The organism is Streptomyces sp. NPDC050264, from assembly GCF_040655895.1.
In the GTDB taxonomy this organism is placed as follows: domain Bacteria; phylum Actinomycetota; class Actinomycetes; order Streptomycetales; family Streptomycetaceae; genus Streptomyces.
In genome coordinates this window covers 60,344-74,435 of sequence record NZ_JBFAKV010000034.1, presented here as the reverse complement: position 1 = coordinate 74,435, position 14,092 = coordinate 60,344, and the positions used below count along the sequence as shown (strand labels likewise).

The 14,092-nt window shown below is 68.9% G+C and carries 17 protein-coding genes, 1 tRNA gene and 1 pseudogene; 10 read left to right on the top strand and 9 right to left on the bottom strand.

The window, feature by feature from the left end:
- Nucleotides 1-85 (bottom strand): annotated as a pseudogene (locus AB0J02_RS39240) (hydrophobic protein); the annotation flags it as partial.
- A 204-nt stretch (nt 86-289) separates the two neighbouring features.
- Here AB0J02_RS39240 and AB0J02_RS39235 point away from each other — a divergent pair.
- Nucleotides 290-463, top strand: coding sequence for a CsbD family protein (locus AB0J02_RS39235; protein ID WP_363198681.1), 174 nt, complete (start codon nt 290-292; stop codon nt 461-463).
- A gap of 98 nt (nt 464-561) precedes the next feature.
- Here AB0J02_RS39235 and AB0J02_RS39230 read toward each other — a convergent pair whose 3' ends face one another.
- Nucleotides 562-894, bottom strand: a complete 333-nt coding sequence (locus AB0J02_RS39230) for a MerR family transcriptional regulator (protein ID WP_363198680.1) — start codon at nt 892-894, stop codon at nt 562-564.
- Between the two features lie 527 nt (nt 895-1,421).
- On the opposite strand from AB0J02_RS39230, the gene AB0J02_RS39225 reads away from it, so the two are divergent.
- Nucleotides 1,422-1,805 carry a hypothetical protein gene (locus tag AB0J02_RS39225; protein WP_363198679.1) on the top strand — a complete coding sequence of 128 codons (384 nt, stop codon included), beginning with the start codon at nt 1,422-1,424 and terminating at the stop codon, nt 1,803-1,805.
- An 83-nt stretch (nt 1,806-1,888) separates the two neighbouring features.
- Here the strand turns inward: AB0J02_RS39225 and AB0J02_RS39220 are convergent, their stop codons facing one another.
- From AB0J02_RS39220 to AB0J02_RS39200, 5 genes are all read right to left on the bottom strand, one after another.
- Nucleotides 1,889-2,284 (bottom strand): FhaA domain-containing protein, encoded by a 396-nt coding sequence (locus AB0J02_RS39220; protein WP_363198678.1) that lies wholly within the window; start codon nt 2,282-2,284, stop codon nt 1,889-1,891.
- A 685-nt stretch (nt 2,285-2,969) separates the two neighbouring features.
- Nucleotides 2,970-3,284 (bottom strand): SCO5918 family protein, encoded by a 315-nt coding sequence (locus AB0J02_RS39215; RefSeq protein ID WP_363198677.1) that lies wholly within the window; start codon nt 3,282-3,284, stop codon nt 2,970-2,972.
- 49 nt (nt 3,285-3,333) lie between these two features.
- Nucleotides 3,334-3,633 carry a CBS domain-containing protein gene (locus AB0J02_RS39210; RefSeq protein WP_363198676.1) on the bottom strand — a complete coding sequence of 100 codons (300 nt, stop codon included), beginning with the start codon at nt 3,631-3,633 and terminating at the stop codon, nt 3,334-3,336.
- Between the two features lie 39 nt (nt 3,634-3,672).
- Nucleotides 3,673-5,163 carry a DEAD/DEAH box helicase gene (locus AB0J02_RS39205; RefSeq protein ID WP_363198675.1) on the bottom strand — a complete coding sequence of 497 codons (1,491 nt, stop codon included), beginning with the start codon at nt 5,161-5,163 and terminating at the stop codon, nt 3,673-3,675.
- Between the two features lie 308 nt (nt 5,164-5,471).
- Entirely contained in the window at nt 5,472-5,675 is a 204-nt protein-coding gene (locus AB0J02_RS39200) for a cold-shock protein (RefSeq protein ID WP_030730357.1), read from the bottom strand.
- Between the two features lie 622 nt (nt 5,676-6,297).
- Here AB0J02_RS39200 and AB0J02_RS39195 point away from each other — a divergent pair.
- Complete coding sequence (locus tag AB0J02_RS39195; protein ID WP_363198674.1) at nt 6,298-6,951, top strand: hypothetical protein; 654 nt, start codon at nt 6,298-6,300, stop codon at nt 6,949-6,951.
- 77 nt (nt 6,952-7,028) lie between these two features.
- Nucleotides 7,029-7,382, top strand: coding sequence for a hypothetical protein (locus tag AB0J02_RS39190; protein WP_363198673.1), 354 nt, complete (start codon nt 7,029-7,031; stop codon nt 7,380-7,382).
- 97 nt (nt 7,383-7,479) lie between these two features.
- On the opposite strand, the gene AB0J02_RS39185 is transcribed toward AB0J02_RS39190, so the two are convergent.
- Nucleotides 7,480-7,737 (bottom strand): hypothetical protein, encoded by a 258-nt coding sequence (locus tag AB0J02_RS39185; protein ID WP_363198672.1) that lies wholly within the window; start codon nt 7,735-7,737, stop codon nt 7,480-7,482.
- Nucleotides 7,738-8,097: 360 nt separating this feature from the next.
- Between AB0J02_RS39185 and AB0J02_RS39180 the strand changes: the two genes are divergently transcribed.
- The 3 genes from AB0J02_RS39180 to AB0J02_RS39170 all read left to right on the top strand — a co-directional run bounded on the left by AB0J02_RS39180 (nt 8,098) and on the right by AB0J02_RS39170 (nt 9,591).
- Entirely contained in the window at nt 8,098-8,520 is a 423-nt protein-coding gene (locus tag AB0J02_RS39180; protein ID WP_363198671.1) for a hypothetical protein, read from the top strand.
- A 233-nt stretch (nt 8,521-8,753) separates the two neighbouring features.
- Nucleotides 8,754-9,446, top strand: a complete 693-nt coding sequence (locus AB0J02_RS39175) for a DUF899 family protein (protein ID WP_363198670.1) — start codon at nt 8,754-8,756, stop codon at nt 9,444-9,446.
- Nucleotides 9,447-9,517: 71 nt separating this feature from the next.
- Nucleotides 9,518-9,591 (top strand) — tRNA-Met (locus tag AB0J02_RS39170).
- Between the two features lie 47 nt (nt 9,592-9,638).
- Here AB0J02_RS39170 and AB0J02_RS39165 read toward each other — a convergent pair.
- Nucleotides 9,639-11,423 carry a SpoIIE family protein phosphatase gene (locus tag AB0J02_RS39165; RefSeq protein WP_363198669.1) on the bottom strand — a complete coding sequence of 595 codons (1,785 nt, stop codon included), beginning with the start codon at nt 11,421-11,423 and terminating at the stop codon, nt 9,639-9,641.
- A 233-nt stretch (nt 11,424-11,656) separates the two neighbouring features.
- Between AB0J02_RS39165 and AB0J02_RS39160 the strand changes: the two genes are divergently transcribed.
- From AB0J02_RS39160 to AB0J02_RS39150, 3 genes are all read left to right on the top strand, one after another.
- Entirely contained in the window at nt 11,657-11,866 is a 210-nt protein-coding gene (locus tag AB0J02_RS39160) for a hypothetical protein (RefSeq protein WP_363198668.1), read from the top strand.
- Between the two features lie 192 nt (nt 11,867-12,058).
- Nucleotides 12,059-13,756 (top strand): cytochrome c oxidase subunit I, encoded by a 1,698-nt coding sequence (ctaD, locus tag AB0J02_RS39155; RefSeq protein ID WP_363198667.1) that lies wholly within the window; start codon nt 12,059-12,061, stop codon nt 13,754-13,756.
- Nucleotides 13,753-14,088 carry a hypothetical protein gene (locus tag AB0J02_RS39150; RefSeq protein WP_363198666.1) on the top strand — a complete coding sequence of 112 codons (336 nt, stop codon included), beginning with the start codon at nt 13,753-13,755 and terminating at the stop codon, nt 14,086-14,088. Before ctaD ends, AB0J02_RS39150 begins: the two co-directional genes overlap by 4 nt.
- Nucleotides 14,089-14,092: the final 4 nt, after the last annotated feature.

Genomic DNA, 14,092 nt, shown 5'->3' with positions numbered 1-14,092 from the left:
TCGCGATCCACCACAGCGCCTTCAGGGCGAAGCCCGCACCGAAGAGGATCAGAGCAAGAAGAAGAACCAGAAGCAGGGGAACCATTGTTATTACCTCCTGGCCATCCAGTGCTCTCCACTCACACCTACAAACACATGAAAGGCACGTTTCTTTCACGAGGAGCAGGGCATTCCGTCGCAGGTGGAGCGCCCCCTTCCGCACCGGCACGGTGACCATGTTTACCGGGCGGCTGAGCGGCCAGGCGGAACCCCAGCACACGATGTCGATGCCAAGGGAGCGTGACCGGACATGACCGCCAACGAGAAGGCCAAGGCGAAGTTCGAGCAGGCCACCGGGGCCGCAGCAGCAGCCGCGGGACGAGCCGTGGGCAACGAGAGCCTCGCCGCCAAGGGCCGCGCGCAGCAGATGAAGGGCGACGCCCGCCAGGCCAAGGAGAAGACCAAGGACGTCGGCAAGCACTAGCCACGGTCCCGGCTCAACCGCACGCCGGGAGAGCCGGTTCGACCACGCACGAGGGCGGCCCCTGGTCAGGGGCCGCCCTCGTGCGTATGTCTGCGCGCTCAATCGGATTTGTCGGCGGGCCCGGCCCGGCGGTACTCCTCGTTCAGGCGCTGGGCCTCTTCGAGCTGATCCTCGAGGATCACGATGCGGCAGGCCGCCTCGATCGGGGTCCCCTGGTCGACAAGCTCACGGGCTCTGGCCGCGATGCGCAGCTGGTATCGGGAGTAGCGGCGGTGCCCACCCTCCGAGCGGAGGGGCGTGATCAAGCGGGCCTCGCCTAGCGCCCTCAAGAAGCCGGGGGTCGCGCCGAGCATCTCGGCCGCCCGCCCCATCGTGTACGCGGGGTAATCGTCATCGTCCAGCCGGCCGCTGAGCGGAGTATCTGCTGTCATTCCACCTCGATAGGTAACGCGTCAAGGGGGCCCTGGTGCCGTACGGCACCAGGGCCCCGAAGGAAATTCAACACCATCCGCCGGCCCAGTCACAGCGCCGGCCTTCTGTTTCCGCTCCCGCTTTCAGGAGAACCGAGTACGGATCGCGGCGGATCGCGGCTGCTTGACCGAGGACCACCCGGCTGTTCGGGGCCTCTCGGTACCCGGCCCACCGACTGTCGGGCCGGCCGATCCTGATGGCGCCTACCTCCTACGCTTCTTCCACTGCGATCAACAACCTGCTGCCAACTACACGTACCGCTTCCGGCAGTTCATATCTGCCGGATCCTGTTGATCCCTGCCTACGAGAGAAAGCTTAGCGACCCTGGCCGGTAATGTCTACTTCGGCGAATGCAGGTTTTGGATGGTTAGGGCGGAAGGTTCCGAGCGCCGCACAGGCCACTCCCAGTGCCCGGGGCCCCGCCGCGGGAATCAGCGAGCGGCCCGGAGAAGGTCTTCGGCCCGGATGCCGAATAGAATCTGCGGCCATGTCGAAGCCTGACGAACTGCTCACCGTGCTCGCCGCCACAGTCGAGTCCGAACAGAGCACACAGATGTCCCTGACGGTGGTCACCGGTGGCACTGTCATCACCGGTCGACTGGCGCCCGAAGCGGTGTGGCGCCAGCGAGTGTCGGAGGTCCTGACGGACTCGGACCGGCTCAGGCCGTTCTCGGTCGCCTTCACCGCGCTGGAGGCCCGGACGGCACCTGAGCCGCGCGGGGCCGACGAGACGCCCACTCACCTGCATTTCCACGTCGCGCGCATTCTGCAGGGCACGATGGGCATCCCCGAGACGGGCGGCATGTACAGGGTGGCGATCTCGGACGTGAACGCGTGGACCGTCGGCGACTTCAGCTACTCCGACCACTGAGGACCGAGCAACCGGCGTGCGGGCGCCGCCGACCCGGCCGGCGGCGCTCCCCCGCTCCTGAACGGCTCACGCGGCGGTTCAGATCATTCGCCGTGCCGCGGTGAGGCCAGCGGCGCGATGCGGCTGTGCACACGGAACCGGCCGATGGTGCTGCTGAACGACGGCTGAAGATCGACGGCCACCGGCCCGGCGAAGGAGTAACCCCGCTCCGCCGCGTGCCGCCGCACCGGTACGGCGAGGTGACGGCCCACGTCGGCGCCGTCCGCGGTCAGCCGGTGATGGACCGGCGGGGGCAGCTCGACGACGAAGGCATTGGGCACCAGCACGCGCTCCCGGTCCAGGATCAGCGCCTGCTCGTCGCACTGCCGGCACAGTATGGACACGACCTCTCCCTGCTTTCGACGCGGAGGAAGGAGCAGCGTCCACAACGCGTTCGTCCAGCGCTCCATGGTCAGTTCGGCGGTGTCGACCAGTCTCATCGTGCTCGGCTGCCCGCGACCGACGGCAGGACACTCGCCCGATGGAGTGACGGCCGGACATGGAGGGGCCCTGGTGTCGTCCGACACCAGGGCCCCGAAGGAATTGGTACGCCATCTGCCGACCTAGAGAGTCGGCCTTCTGTTTCCGCACGGCCGTCTGTACTGCTGACGGGGGTGCGGGGATCGCGAATGCGTGACCGGAGACCACCTGCCTATCGATGTCCTGCGGTACCCGGGTTTCAGAAATCGGCCCGGGCGATCCTGACGGCGCTCGCTCCCTCCGTTCTTTCCCTCTGGGCCGTATGACGGCCTCGTGCACAGTGAACTGGTTCTGCGGTCTTGACTGCGGCAGCCCCTGATCAGTGCGGGCCGCCCGGTCCGGTGGTCAGTCCCGTCACCGTCGTGTCTGCTCTGGCTCCGAAACTCCACCACCGCACCGTCGTACGGGTGTTGCATCCCGGCAGCTCACGCCGCCGGGCCTTGCTCGTTCTGACCTACGAGAGAAATCGTAGCCACGACGACATCCAATGTCTACTGCAGCCACGATAGATTTCTCGACGCACCTCGGTGAGATAATCCTCTCTGTCAGCCCCGGCACAGCAGTGAGGGCCCGACCGGTGTGTCCGGTCGGGCCCTCACTGAATTGTTCTGAAGTCGGGCGTCGGCTCGCGCCCGCCCCGGTCGGTCAGACCGACATCGCGGACCCGAGCAGGGCCGAGGCCCGCTGGTACGGGCTGCCGACGGCCGGGGGCGCCTCGACGGGTGCGGCGGCGGTACGGCAGGTGAACCCGAGCTGGGCCATGGCGCGCAGGACTTCACCCGCGCTGAAGTCACGGCGGTCCTGGCCCGTGATGAGCTGACCGACCTGCTTGACCGGGTAGTGGCGCCGCCCGATGATCACCGACTCCCCGGTGACCGGCTCGGGCCTGACGCCCTTCATCGTTTCCAGTACGCCGCTCTTGGTCAGGTCGAACGGGAAGCGAGCGATGACACAGCGCATGAGACCTCACAGGGAGAGAAAGAGGCGGGACCGACCGGGGTGTCCGGATTCAGCGGGCGAGGGCGAGTGCGGCCAGGGCGTTGCCATGTCCGTCGGTGATGTCGCGCAGACGGATCCGGTCCGTGTATCCGGAGCCGTCACGGACGGCGGTGAGACGGGTCCGGGTGACCAGAGCGGTACGCCGGCCGTCGTCGTCGCAGACGAGCAGGTGGGCGACGCCGGCGCCGGCCATGACGGACAGGGCGACCTCGACCGTCATGTCCTCCCATACCCGCGGACCGGCGTCATCCGTCGGTTCCTGCACGGCGTGGGTACTCGTCGGGCGGAGATGTATCTGAGCCAACGTCAAAGGTGCCTCCTGCGGAGATGGGTCGCGAAGCGCGATGGGCTATGCCGCGGCGTCGCCGGACTGCCGCGCGGGCGCGCGTCGCGCCGCCGAGGCGGGGCGGCGGCGGCCACGTGAGGCGGAACCGCGCTTCGGGCGTTCGGCCACCGGCTGGGCGATGACGACCGGGATGCCCGAGGGGGCCTGGGCACCGGTGATGCGGTGCAGTTCCTCCTCCCCGGAGCGGACCTGCGTGATCTGCGGGCGGATCCCGGCGTCCGACATGAGGCGGACCATGCTGCGCCGCTGGTTCGGGGTGACGAGCGTGACGACGCTCCCCGACTCGCCGGCACGCGCGGTACGCCCGCCGCGGTGCAGGTAGTCCTTGTGGTCGGTCGGCGGGTCCACGTTCACGACGAGGTCGAGGTTGTCGACGTGGATGCCGCGGGCGGCGACATTCGTGGCGACGAGCACGGTGACGTGTCCGGACTTGAACTGCGTCAGGGTGCGGGTGCGCTGCGGCTGGGACTTTCCACCGTGCAGCGCGGCGGCCCGCACACCGCTGTTGAGCAGGTCCCGGGTCAGCCGGTCGACGGCGTGCTTGGTGTCCAGGAACATGATCACGCGGCCGTCGCGGGCGGCGATCTCGGTGGTGGCCAGGTGCTTGTCTGCGGCCTGGACGTGCAGCACGTGGTGCTCCATCGTCGTGACAGCGCCGGCCGAGGGGTCGACCGAGTGGACGACGGGGTCGGTCAGGTAGCGGCGCACCAGCAGGTCGACGTTGCGGTCCAGAGTGGCGGAGAAGAGCATCCGCTGGCCTTCGGGGCGCACTTGGTCGAGGAGCGCGGTGACCTGCGGCATGAAGCCCATGTCCGCCATCTGGTCGGCTTCGTCCAGCACGGTGATGCTGACCTGGTTCAACCGGCAGTCGCCTCGGTCGATGAGGTCCTTGAGCCGGCCCGGGGTCGCGACGACGATCTCGGCCCCGCCGCGCAGCGCGGAGACCTGCCGGCCGATCGACATGCCGCCGACGACCGTGGTCAGCCGGAGCCTGACGGAGCGGGCGTACGGGGTGAGCGCGTCGGTCACCTGCTGCGCGAGTTCGCGGGTGGGGACGAGGATCAGCCCCAGCGGCTGGCGGGGCTCGGCGCGCTGTCCGGCCGTCCGGGAGAGCAGTGCGAGGCCGAAGGCGAGGGTCTTGCCGGAGCCGGTGCGCCCGCGGCCGAGCACGTCGCGGCCCGCGAGGGAGTTCGGCAGCGTCGCTCCCTGGATCGGGAAGGGAACGGTCACGCCCTGCCTGCCGAGTTCGTTCAGCAACGGCTCGGGCATGTCGAGATCGGCGAAGCCCTCCACAGCGGGAAGAGCCGGGGTAATCGTCTTGGGAAGGGCGAACTCACCCTGCGGAGAGGCGGGGCGACGGCCGTATCCGCCGGAACGGGCCGGGCGGTCGGAACGGCGCGGGGCAGGCGCCCCGAAGCGGCTGCCGCCCTTTTCACTGCCGGCGCCACCATTGCGGGAGCGTGCGAAACGGTCGTTCGTGCGTGTGCGGTTCATGTGGAACCTTCCTTAATGCGGCGCACATCAAAGAATTTCTCCGGCAATGAGCGGCACAGAGAAGCACAAGACATGGACCGAATGGACGCGAAAAGCGAGCCGGCCGGAGTGAAATCACCGCGGCACAGGTGCTTGATGGATGGCGCGATACAGACGCCAGGAGTCGGGATCCGGACACGGCAGCGACTCTGCGGCTTGATCCTCGGAACCCGACCGCCCCGCAGGTCGAACCCACTGCGGGGAAACTGCATGCAGCTGGGGCCCGCACCCCGAAGGATGCGGGCCCCAGCTGCAGGTGTGCGTAAGCGTCAGGCAGGAACGATGTTCTCGGCCGTCGGGCCCTTCTGGCCCTGCGCGATGTCGAAGGACACCTTCTGGCCCTCGAGCAGCTCGCGGAAGCCCTGAGCCGAAATGTTCGAGTAGTGGGCGAACACGTCAGCGCCGCCACCGTCCTGCTCGATGAAGCCGAAACCCTTTTCGGCGTTGAACCACTTCACGGTGCCAGTAGCCATGTCATATCTCCTTTGGGGCAGTACATCGGCAACCACACTGTGCGGATGCCGTGTCGCCGCGATGATTACCCCGCCGGAAATGACCGGAGATACAAAAGTGCTCCTGGCGGCTGAGCCGACCAGGGGCACTTGAAGTTCGGGAACCACAACTGCAACTGAGATCGACAGTAGCACGCCGCAACGGCCCGCATGCGGTGGAGAATTTCACCTCGCCTGTTGTGGCAAAAATCCTCACCGCGGGCATCGGCAAACCCTCATCCGGCGGTATCAGATATTGATTGACTGGGAGCGCAGCATCTTCGAAAAAGGCGCCGCTCGCACGGAGAGCGGGCCGGGACCGCTCCACCCCGGGCCTCGTCCGGGAGCCATCCACCCCAGACAAAATTGACGGCGGGCACCGACCCCGCATGAACGTTTCCGCATCTCCGGACCGACCCCGCCCGGACGTGCCGCGCCGCACCCCCCGCGCCGCCTCGCCCCGGGGAGATTCGCCCATTCGGAGCCGCGGAAAGACCGCCGGCCAGGTGGAGCGCGGCCGCTCCGTTATCCGCCGACCCCCGAGTGGCATAAGCCCCATAAGAAGATCATTCGTTTTTCCCTATTAGTTCGGGAGTCCTGTGTGATGCATATCCGCAGACAACTGCTGTTCCTGGCGATCACGCCGCTGGCCATCGGAGTGGCCGCCTCGTCCGCCTGCGCCGACCCCCGGCCCCAGGCCCCCAGCACGGCCGCGCGCCCGCACGCCGCGCCCACCACGCGTACGGCAACGGTCGTCACCGAACTGAGTGCGGAGGAGATCTCCTTCGGTTCCAGCGCGACCCTGAAGGTGAAGGGGAGGCTGGTGGAGGGAGACACCCTGCTGTACCCCCTGCCGAACCTGGCGGTGTCCGTACAGATCAGTGGCGACGACCGCATCGCGCCCGCGCCCCAGCGGTGCAACACCGCCACCACGCGCGAGGGCCGCTTCAGCTGCACCTTCAACGTCACGGCGCACCGGACGACCTCGGCCACCGTCACCTTCGGCGGCAATGCCCTCTTCTCCCCGGGCCGGGCCACCACGACCATCGGCCGCTCTCCCCAGAGCCCCGCGTCACCGGCGGCGACCCCTCCGGCCACGCTCCCCGCCAAGCCACCCGCCGCGCCGGCGACCCCCAGCAGCTCCCCCGCCACCGCGGCCGAGCCCGCTGCCGCGCCGGTGGTGAAATTCCCCGGTACGGCCACGCGCCCGGCGCCCCTGCCGTCCGCGTTCACTAGTCCGACCGCAGCCAGGTCGTGACACCTACGGGTGTCGATGACCGGCCCGCACCGGTGCGTCGGCGCCCGGGCTGAGAGGCCGACCGGCACTGTCGTGCCATGCCGACTCTGTCTCAGACACGCAAGCCGCTCCGATCGACCGTGCTGTCTCTCGCCCTGGCCGCGGGGCTCTGCCTGGCTTCGGCGGGCACAGCCGCCGCGGCCGAGCGTTTCGCCGCCCCCGATGGGCCGGCGACCACGTTCTCGGCCTCGACCTCGACCCCGCCATCGGCCACGGCCACCACCGGCCCGTCGTTCCACCAGAAGACGGTGGAGTTCACCCCCGACCGCATCGACTACCGCGACACCGCGTCCGGCTTCGACGCCGCCGGCGCGGCGTACTTCGAGCAGACCCTCCTGACGGTGGGCGGGCCCGACAGCTTCCACTACTCCACGACCCGGTCGCACTCCTGACCGCTGGAGTACCCGGACATACGTGTGCCCCGAAGTCATGGACTTCGGGGCACACGCGTCGGTCCGGCTCAGTGGCCAGGCCGCACAGTGGACCGCGTCAGGAGTGCGAGCCCGTCGTGTTGCCGGAGGCGCCCGTCGGGCCGGCCTGCTTCGTCGTGGTCACGAAGTACGCGGTGCCGTCCGGGGTGAAGCCGCTGACCGTGGCCGACGTCCGGCCGCCATTGGCGTTCGCCGAGTTCTGCGCCTTCTCGTAGGCCGGCCCGTCGTGGTCGTGGGCCGACGCGAGGCCGGCGGTGCCGATGACGAGGGGGGTCACGAGGGCACCGACAGCAACGTACTTGGCAATCTTGCGCATCTGATGCGGTCCTTTCAGGGTTCGCGGCCCAAGGCAAGCCCCAGCACCTTCGCCGGGGCCCGGCGGAACGAGCCACCTTCCGCCGCGATCGACCCTGCCGTCTCCCACAACACCGCGCATCCGCAGCTGTCACTTTCCGTAACGGAACCACAAAGCCTCGTCCCCCCAACACCCCGCTGAGCAGCACAAATGCGCGTACGGCCATCAACGGTGTGATCACCGCAATTCCCCCGCACGGCCGCTTCGGCCGTACCTCGCGCCTTGCCCGGCATCCCTTTGCGCGGCCCCGGCGGGCGACACAGACTCGAACCGCCCGCGGCCCACCGGCCCGGAGCCCCACCCACACCTGCCGGAGGATCCATGTCCCGCACTCACCGACGCGCCGCCCACATCCTGGCGGTTCTCGCCCTGACCACCGGCGCCGCCGCACTGGCCACCGGAACCGCCGTGGCGGAGGACCACCTCGAGATCGTCAGAGCGACCACCACGAGCGACCACGTCGAGGTGACCGTCCGCTACCGGTGCGATCCGCTCATGGGCACCGACACCCTCGGCATCGCACTCGCCGACACCTCCGACGGCGGCATCTACTCCGCCACCACCATCCCCACCTGTGACAACAAGCTCCACGAAGCGAAAGTCTCCGCGGCGCGCCACGTAGGGCCCGCCGCAGCGGCCAACAGCGACGCCGTCATCACCGCCACCCTCGGCATCAGCCCCGATCCGCAGCTGTTCCCCACCGCCTCCACCCAGGCCACTCTCTCCCTGAAGAACCGCGGCTGACGTACACGCCTGTGGATCACATCCCGTCGCCGTACGGGTAGTTGACGGGCGGAGCCGAGCGAACCAGGCTCCGCCCGATGCGGCCGGCCAGCCGGGGGCAACACCCGGGCGCCACCGGGGCGGTGACGCTGCCTCAGTTCCGCGGCGCGATCCGGGGAGCCGATCGACCGATGACTTCGCGCGTGTCGAGCAGTCCCAACTCATAGACACGCACCCCATCGTCCGGAGGCACCATGACCACCAGCAAGCAGGCACTGCCGCCCGTCGTCTCCACCGCTACCTGGCAGAAGGAACTGGCGGCGCTGCGCATCCGCGAGAAGGCCGTCACGCGCGAGCTCGACTCCGTCGCCGCTCAGCGCCGACGGCTGCCGATGACCGAGATGCCCGACTACGTACTGGAGGGTGAGGACGGTCCGGTCCGGCTGGCCGAGATCTTCGGCGAGCATCCGCAGCTGATCGTCTACAACCACATGTGGCACGACGGCGCGGAGTGGCAGTGCCCCGGCTGCACCGGCTTCACCACTCAGTTCACCCGGCTCCTCGGCCTGGAGAAGTTCGGCGCCCGGTTCGTGATCGTCACCCAGGGACCGATCGACCAGGCGCTCGCCTACAAGCGCAGGGTCGGGAACGCCATGGCCTGGTACTCGACGGCGAACAGCTCTTTCGGCAGCGACGTCGGGGCCCCGCCGGACGCCGGATTCGCGGTCAACGTGTTCCTGCGCGACGGCGACACGGTGTACCGGACCTGGCACACCGACGGCCGCGGTACCGAGCAGCTGAGCCATCTCTTCGGGCTGATCGACGTCCTGCCGTACGGCCGCCAGGAAGTGTGGCAGGAGTCACCCGAGGGCTGGCCTCAGGCACCGGCCTACAGCAAGTGGGCGACATCGCAGGAGATCGCAGCCGCCTACGGCGAGGACAAGTGAGGAGGAAGGCGAGGGGCTGACCGGGGGTGTCCCGACCCACCCGTGAACCTGTGTAGACTGGGGTTCACCGACGCGGGGTGGAGCAGCTCGGTAGCTCGCTGGGCTCATAACCCAGAGGTCGCAGGTTCAAATCCTGTCCCCGCTACGAAACGAAGGAGCCCGGCAGCAGCCGGGCTCCTTCTTCGTTGTGCGTCACGGCTCTTCCGGGCCGTCCTCGTCGAGTTCGAACCACACCGTCTTGCCTTCGGGTTCGGGGCGGACGTTCCACTGGTGCGCCAGCAGGTCGAGGAGGACCAGGCCGCGCCCGGAGGAGGAGAGTTCGCCGGGGGCGCGCCGGTGCGGGACATCGTCGCTGCGGTCGGTGACCTCCACGCGCAGCCGTCGACGGCCGGGCGTGCCGCTGAGGCCGGCGCGGAGGACGGCGACGTGTTCGGTGTGGACCAGGACGTTGCCGAGGAGTTCGGAGGCGAGCAGGACCGCTGTGTCGATCTGCTCCGGGCGTGCCCAGTCGTGGAGCAGTCCCTGGAATTCGATCCGCGCGTCGCTCAGGGCCTGCGCCTGATCCTGTTCGAGGGTGAGGTGCAGGTGCCGTCCGGGCGGGTCCGCGTGGGTCGCGGAGGGGTCGCGGCGCAGCAGGAGCAGCGCGATGTCGTCCTCCGTGACGGAGGCGGGCTGGTCCCGCGTCTGCGGGGTCTGCGGGGCCACGACCGCGCTCAGCAGCCGGTCCGCCAGGCCGTCCAGGTCGTCGGGGCCGCCGGGGGACAGCGCGTTGCGTACGCGCAGCCAGCCGGAGTACATGTCGTGGCCGCCGGACTCGATCAGGCCGTCGGTGCAGAGCATGAGGATCTCGTTCTCGCGCAGGGTGAGGACGTTGACCGGATAGTTGTCCTCCGCGAGGTCCAGGCCCAGGGGCAGGCCGCCGCGCAGGTGCTTGAGCACGCAGGTTCCGTCCGGCAGGCGCAGCACGGGGTGGGGGTGTCCGGCGCGGGCGACGCGCAGGATGCCGGAGGCGGGGTCGGCCTCCAGGTAGATGCAGGTGGCGAAGCGGTCCTCGTCCAGTGCCGCCAGGAAGTGCGAGGCGCGGACCAGGACCGCGTCGGGGCCGTGTCCCTCGGCCGCGTAGGCGTGGATGGCCGTGCGCAACTGGGACATCAGGCCCGCGGCGTGCATGTCGTGGCCCTGGACGTCGCCGATCACCACGCCGAGGCGTCCACTGGGCAGGGCGATGCAGTCGAACCAGTCGCCGCCCACCATGAGTCCCCCGCCGGTGGGGAGGTAGCGGGCGGTGGTGGTGAGCCCGTCGACGCCGGGGCCGGTGCGGCCCATGCTGCTGCGCAGGCTCTGGGAGAGCGCGCGGTCGGCCTGGCCGGTGTAGGTCTGCTCGATGCTCTGGCTGAGCAGGCGGGCGACGGTCACCAGGAGGGCGCGCACGCTGTCGGTCATGTCCACAGGCGCGTCGAAGGCGGCCATCCAAACGCCCGTGAGCTGGCCGTAGGTCGTCAGCGGCAGGAAGGCCCAGGCCTTGTGTCCCTCTCGGTCGGCGAGGTGCCGGGTGGCGGGGAAGCGGGCGCCGTATTCCTGCGGGGACGCCAGGAACACGGGGCGTCCGGTCTGTGCCACCTGTGCGCCCGGGTAGTCGCTGCCCAGTGGGACCCGGAAGGCGCTGTCCTCACAGCCGGGGAATCCAAAATGGCCCACGCAGTGCAGCAGTTCGCGGTCGGCCCGGAAGACCGCCTGGCCGCACAGCGGCAGGGTGGTGTCGGCCAGCTGGGCGATCAGGGCCAGCGCCTCCCCCAGCGAATCCGTCCGCGCCAGGGCGTGGCCGGTCACGAGCAGGTCGGCTCCACGGTGGCGCACCCGGTCCGACGCATCGCCGGCCCCGCCTTCCGTCGGTCCCTCCAGGCGATTGAGGGCCTCGACCTGGCGCACCTCGGCGGCGTACTCCTCAGAATTGCCGTGCTCGCGCCCACCACCCACCTGCGGCACTCCCGTCTACTCGGCGCAGTCCTCGTCCCCATGTTCCGCCGACCAGGTGTGACGCGCCTGCTCGGCCGGGGCCGGGCGGCCGTCTGCCGGGTGTCGTGACGCCGCGGCAATCCGCCAGAAGGGGCTAAACCTGTTCCGCTCCGATTCGAGCCGGATGCGTGGACGTGGCCCTCCGGCATTGACCGGGGCGTGGCGCGGCGCGCGTATCTGTCGTTGCTCAGTACATGGAGACCTACGACACCACTCCCCCGGCAGCGGCCCGGCCCACGGGTGCCCACTGGCTCGACGCCCCGGCGATCCACCACGGCCTGTGCGGATGCTGCCTCGACGAGGCGGAAACGTCTCAGCGGTCTGCCGGAACGTTCCGCTACGCGATGATCGGGATGGCGTGCGCCCTGATCCTGACCGGGCTCGCGGTGGCCGTGGCCGGCTGACTGCCGCGGAACGCGGGGCGGGCGCCGAACTGGTCCTGGCGGGGCGAGTGTTGAGCCGCGTACCGCGCTGACGGGCCGGCTGCTGCATTTGGGGGAACCGCGTCCGCGCGGAGGCGCGTAATCCGGGTTCGTCGGAGGCGGTGGGCTAGTCGTGGTCGTATCCCCGACAGCTCCGACGAAGAGAGCCCCCTGATGACGTCCTTGGAGAGCGCCGAGGCCCCACCCGACGCAGCCGATTCGGAAGGTGCCCAGGCGCGCCATCCCGGTGCGATCGTGGTGAAGTGGCTCAGCACCACCGACCACAAGACGATCGGGACGATGTACTTGTCGACATCGTTCGCGTTCTTCCTCATCGGCGGGGTGATGGCGCTCTTCATGCGCGCGGAACTGGCCCGCCCCGGAACGCAGTTGATCTCGAACGAGCAGTTCAACCAGGCGTTCACCATGCACGGCACCATCATGCTGCTGATGTTCGCCACGCCGCTGTTCATCGGCTTCACCAACTGGATCATGCCGCTGCAGATCGGCGCCCCCGACGTCGCGTTCCCGCGGCTGAACATGTTCGCCTACTGGATGTACCTGTTCGGCTCGCTCATCGCCGTCGGCGGTTTCCTCACCCCCCAGGGTGCCGCGGACTTCGGCTGGTTCGCCTACAGCCCGCTGACCGACGCGGTGCACTCCCCCGGCATCGGCGGGGACATGTGGATCATGGGTCTCGCGTTCCAGGGGTTCGGCACGATCCTGGGCTCGGTCAACTTCATCACCACCATCATCTGCATGCGCGCTCCGGGCATGACCATGTTCCGCATGCCGATCTTCACCTGGAACGTGCTGCTGACCGCCGTCCTGGTGCTGCTCGCCTTCCCGGTCCTCGCCGCCGCGCTGCTGGCCCTCGAGGCGGACCGCAAGTTCGGCGCGCACGTCTTCGACGCCGCGAACGGCGGCGTGCTGCTCTGGCAACACCTGTTCTGGTTCTTCGGCCATCCCGAGGTGTACATCATCGCGTTGCCGTTCTTCGGCATCGTGTCCGAGGTCATCCCGGTCTTCAGCCGCAAGCCGATCTTCGGGTACTCCGGCCTGGTGGGCGCCACCATCGCCATCGCCGGCCTCTCGGTGACCGTGTGGGCTCACCACATGTACGTCACGGGCGGGGTGCTGCTGCCGTTCTTCTCCTTCATGACGTTCCTGATCGCCGTGCCGACGGGCGTGAAGTTCTTCAACTGGATCGGAACGATGTGGAAGGGGTCGCTGTCCTTCGAGACACCGATGCTCTGGTCGGTCGGTTTCCTCGTCACCTTCCTCTTCGGTGGGCTGACCGGCGTGATCCTGGCGGCCCCGCCGCTGGACTTCCACATCTCGGACTCGTACTTCGTGGTGGCGCACTTCCACTACGTGGTCTTCGGGACCGTGGTGTTCGCGATGTTCGCCGGATTCCACTTCTGGTGGCCCAAGTTCACCGGCAAGATGCTCGACGAGCGCCTCGGCAAGATCACCTTCTGGACGCTGTTCACCGGCTTCCACGGCACGTTCCTCGTGCAGCACTGGCTCGGCGTGGAGGGCATGCCCCGCCGGTACGCGGACTATCTCGCGGCCGACGGATTCACCGCCCTCAACACCGTCTCCTCCATCTCCTCGTTCCTGCTCGGACTCTCGCTTCTGCCGTTCCTCTACAACGTGTGGAAGACCGCCAAGTACGGCAAGAAGATCGAGGTCGACGACCCGTGGGGCTACGGCCGTTCGCTGGAGTGGGCCACCTCCTGCCCGCCGCCGCGGCACAACTTCGTCACCCTGCCGCGCATCCGCTCCGAGTCCCCCGCGTTCGACCTGCACCATCCCGGCGTCGCCGCCCTCGACCAGCGGCAGAACACGCACGAGGCCGCGTCCTCATGAGCCCGGAGCAGGACGTCGAGTCCGGCATCCGGCAGATGGAGGGCTACCTGCTGTGGAACGCGAAGGTGGCCGCGACGCGGGCCCAGGCCGAGGACTTCACCCAGCGGCTCGACTGGCTCACCACCGCGCAGCGGGAGGAGATCGAGCGCGTCTTCACCGAGGAGCGCCTCACGTTCCACAAGGCCGCGCTCGCGCAGCTCACGGCCCGCGCCCGTGAGCTGCGCGAGGAGTACGACCAGCGCTACGCCCGCCTGAAGGCACGCTGTCTCGGGGTCTGCGCGGGCGGCGTCGGCGCGGCCATCGGCCTGTTCTCGTACGTCGCCCAGAGGTGATCCG

Coding starts and splice junctions, on each gene's coding strand:
- AB0J02_RS39185 (WP_363198672.1), bottom strand. CDS start 7,737: ATGCGCAAGATTGCCAAGTACGTTGCTGTCGGTGCCCTCGTGACCCCC.
- AB0J02_RS39225 (WP_363198679.1), top strand. CDS start 1,422: ATGTCGAAGCCTGACGAACTGCTCACCGTGCTCGCCGCCACAGTCGAG.
- AB0J02_RS39205 (WP_363198675.1), bottom strand. CDS start 5,163: ATGAACCGCACACGCACGAACGACCGTTTCGCACGCTCCCGCAATGGT.
- AB0J02_RS39175 (WP_363198670.1), top strand. CDS start 8,754: ATGACCACCAGCAAGCAGGCACTGCCGCCCGTCGTCTCCACCGCTACC.
- AB0J02_RS39215 (WP_363198677.1), bottom strand. CDS start 3,284: ATGCGCTGTGTCATCGCTCGCTTCCCGTTCGACCTGACCAAGAGCGGC.
- AB0J02_RS39195 (WP_363198674.1), top strand. CDS start 6,298: ATGCATATCCGCAGACAACTGCTGTTCCTGGCGATCACGCCGCTGGCC.
- AB0J02_RS39220 (WP_363198678.1), bottom strand. CDS start 2,284: ATGAGACTGGTCGACACCGCCGAACTGACCATGGAGCGCTGGACGAAC.
- AB0J02_RS39150 (WP_363198666.1), top strand. CDS start 13,753: ATGAGCCCGGAGCAGGACGTCGAGTCCGGCATCCGGCAGATGGAGGGC.
- AB0J02_RS39200 (WP_030730357.1), bottom strand. CDS start 5,675: ATGGCTACTGGCACCGTGAAGTGGTTCAACGCCGAAAAGGGTTTCGGC.
- AB0J02_RS39160 (WP_363198668.1), top strand. CDS start 11,657: ATGGAGACCTACGACACCACTCCCCCGGCAGCGGCCCGGCCCACGGGT.
- AB0J02_RS39190 (WP_363198673.1), top strand. CDS start 7,029: ATGCCGACTCTGTCTCAGACACGCAAGCCGCTCCGATCGACCGTGCTG.
- AB0J02_RS39235 (WP_363198681.1), top strand. CDS start 290: ATGACCGCCAACGAGAAGGCCAAGGCGAAGTTCGAGCAGGCCACCGGG.
- ctaD (WP_363198667.1), top strand. CDS start 12,059: ATGACGTCCTTGGAGAGCGCCGAGGCCCCACCCGACGCAGCCGATTCG.
- AB0J02_RS39230 (WP_363198680.1), bottom strand. CDS start 894: ATGACAGCAGATACTCCGCTCAGCGGCCGGCTGGACGATGACGATTAC.
- AB0J02_RS39180 (WP_363198671.1), top strand. CDS start 8,098: ATGTCCCGCACTCACCGACGCGCCGCCCACATCCTGGCGGTTCTCGCC.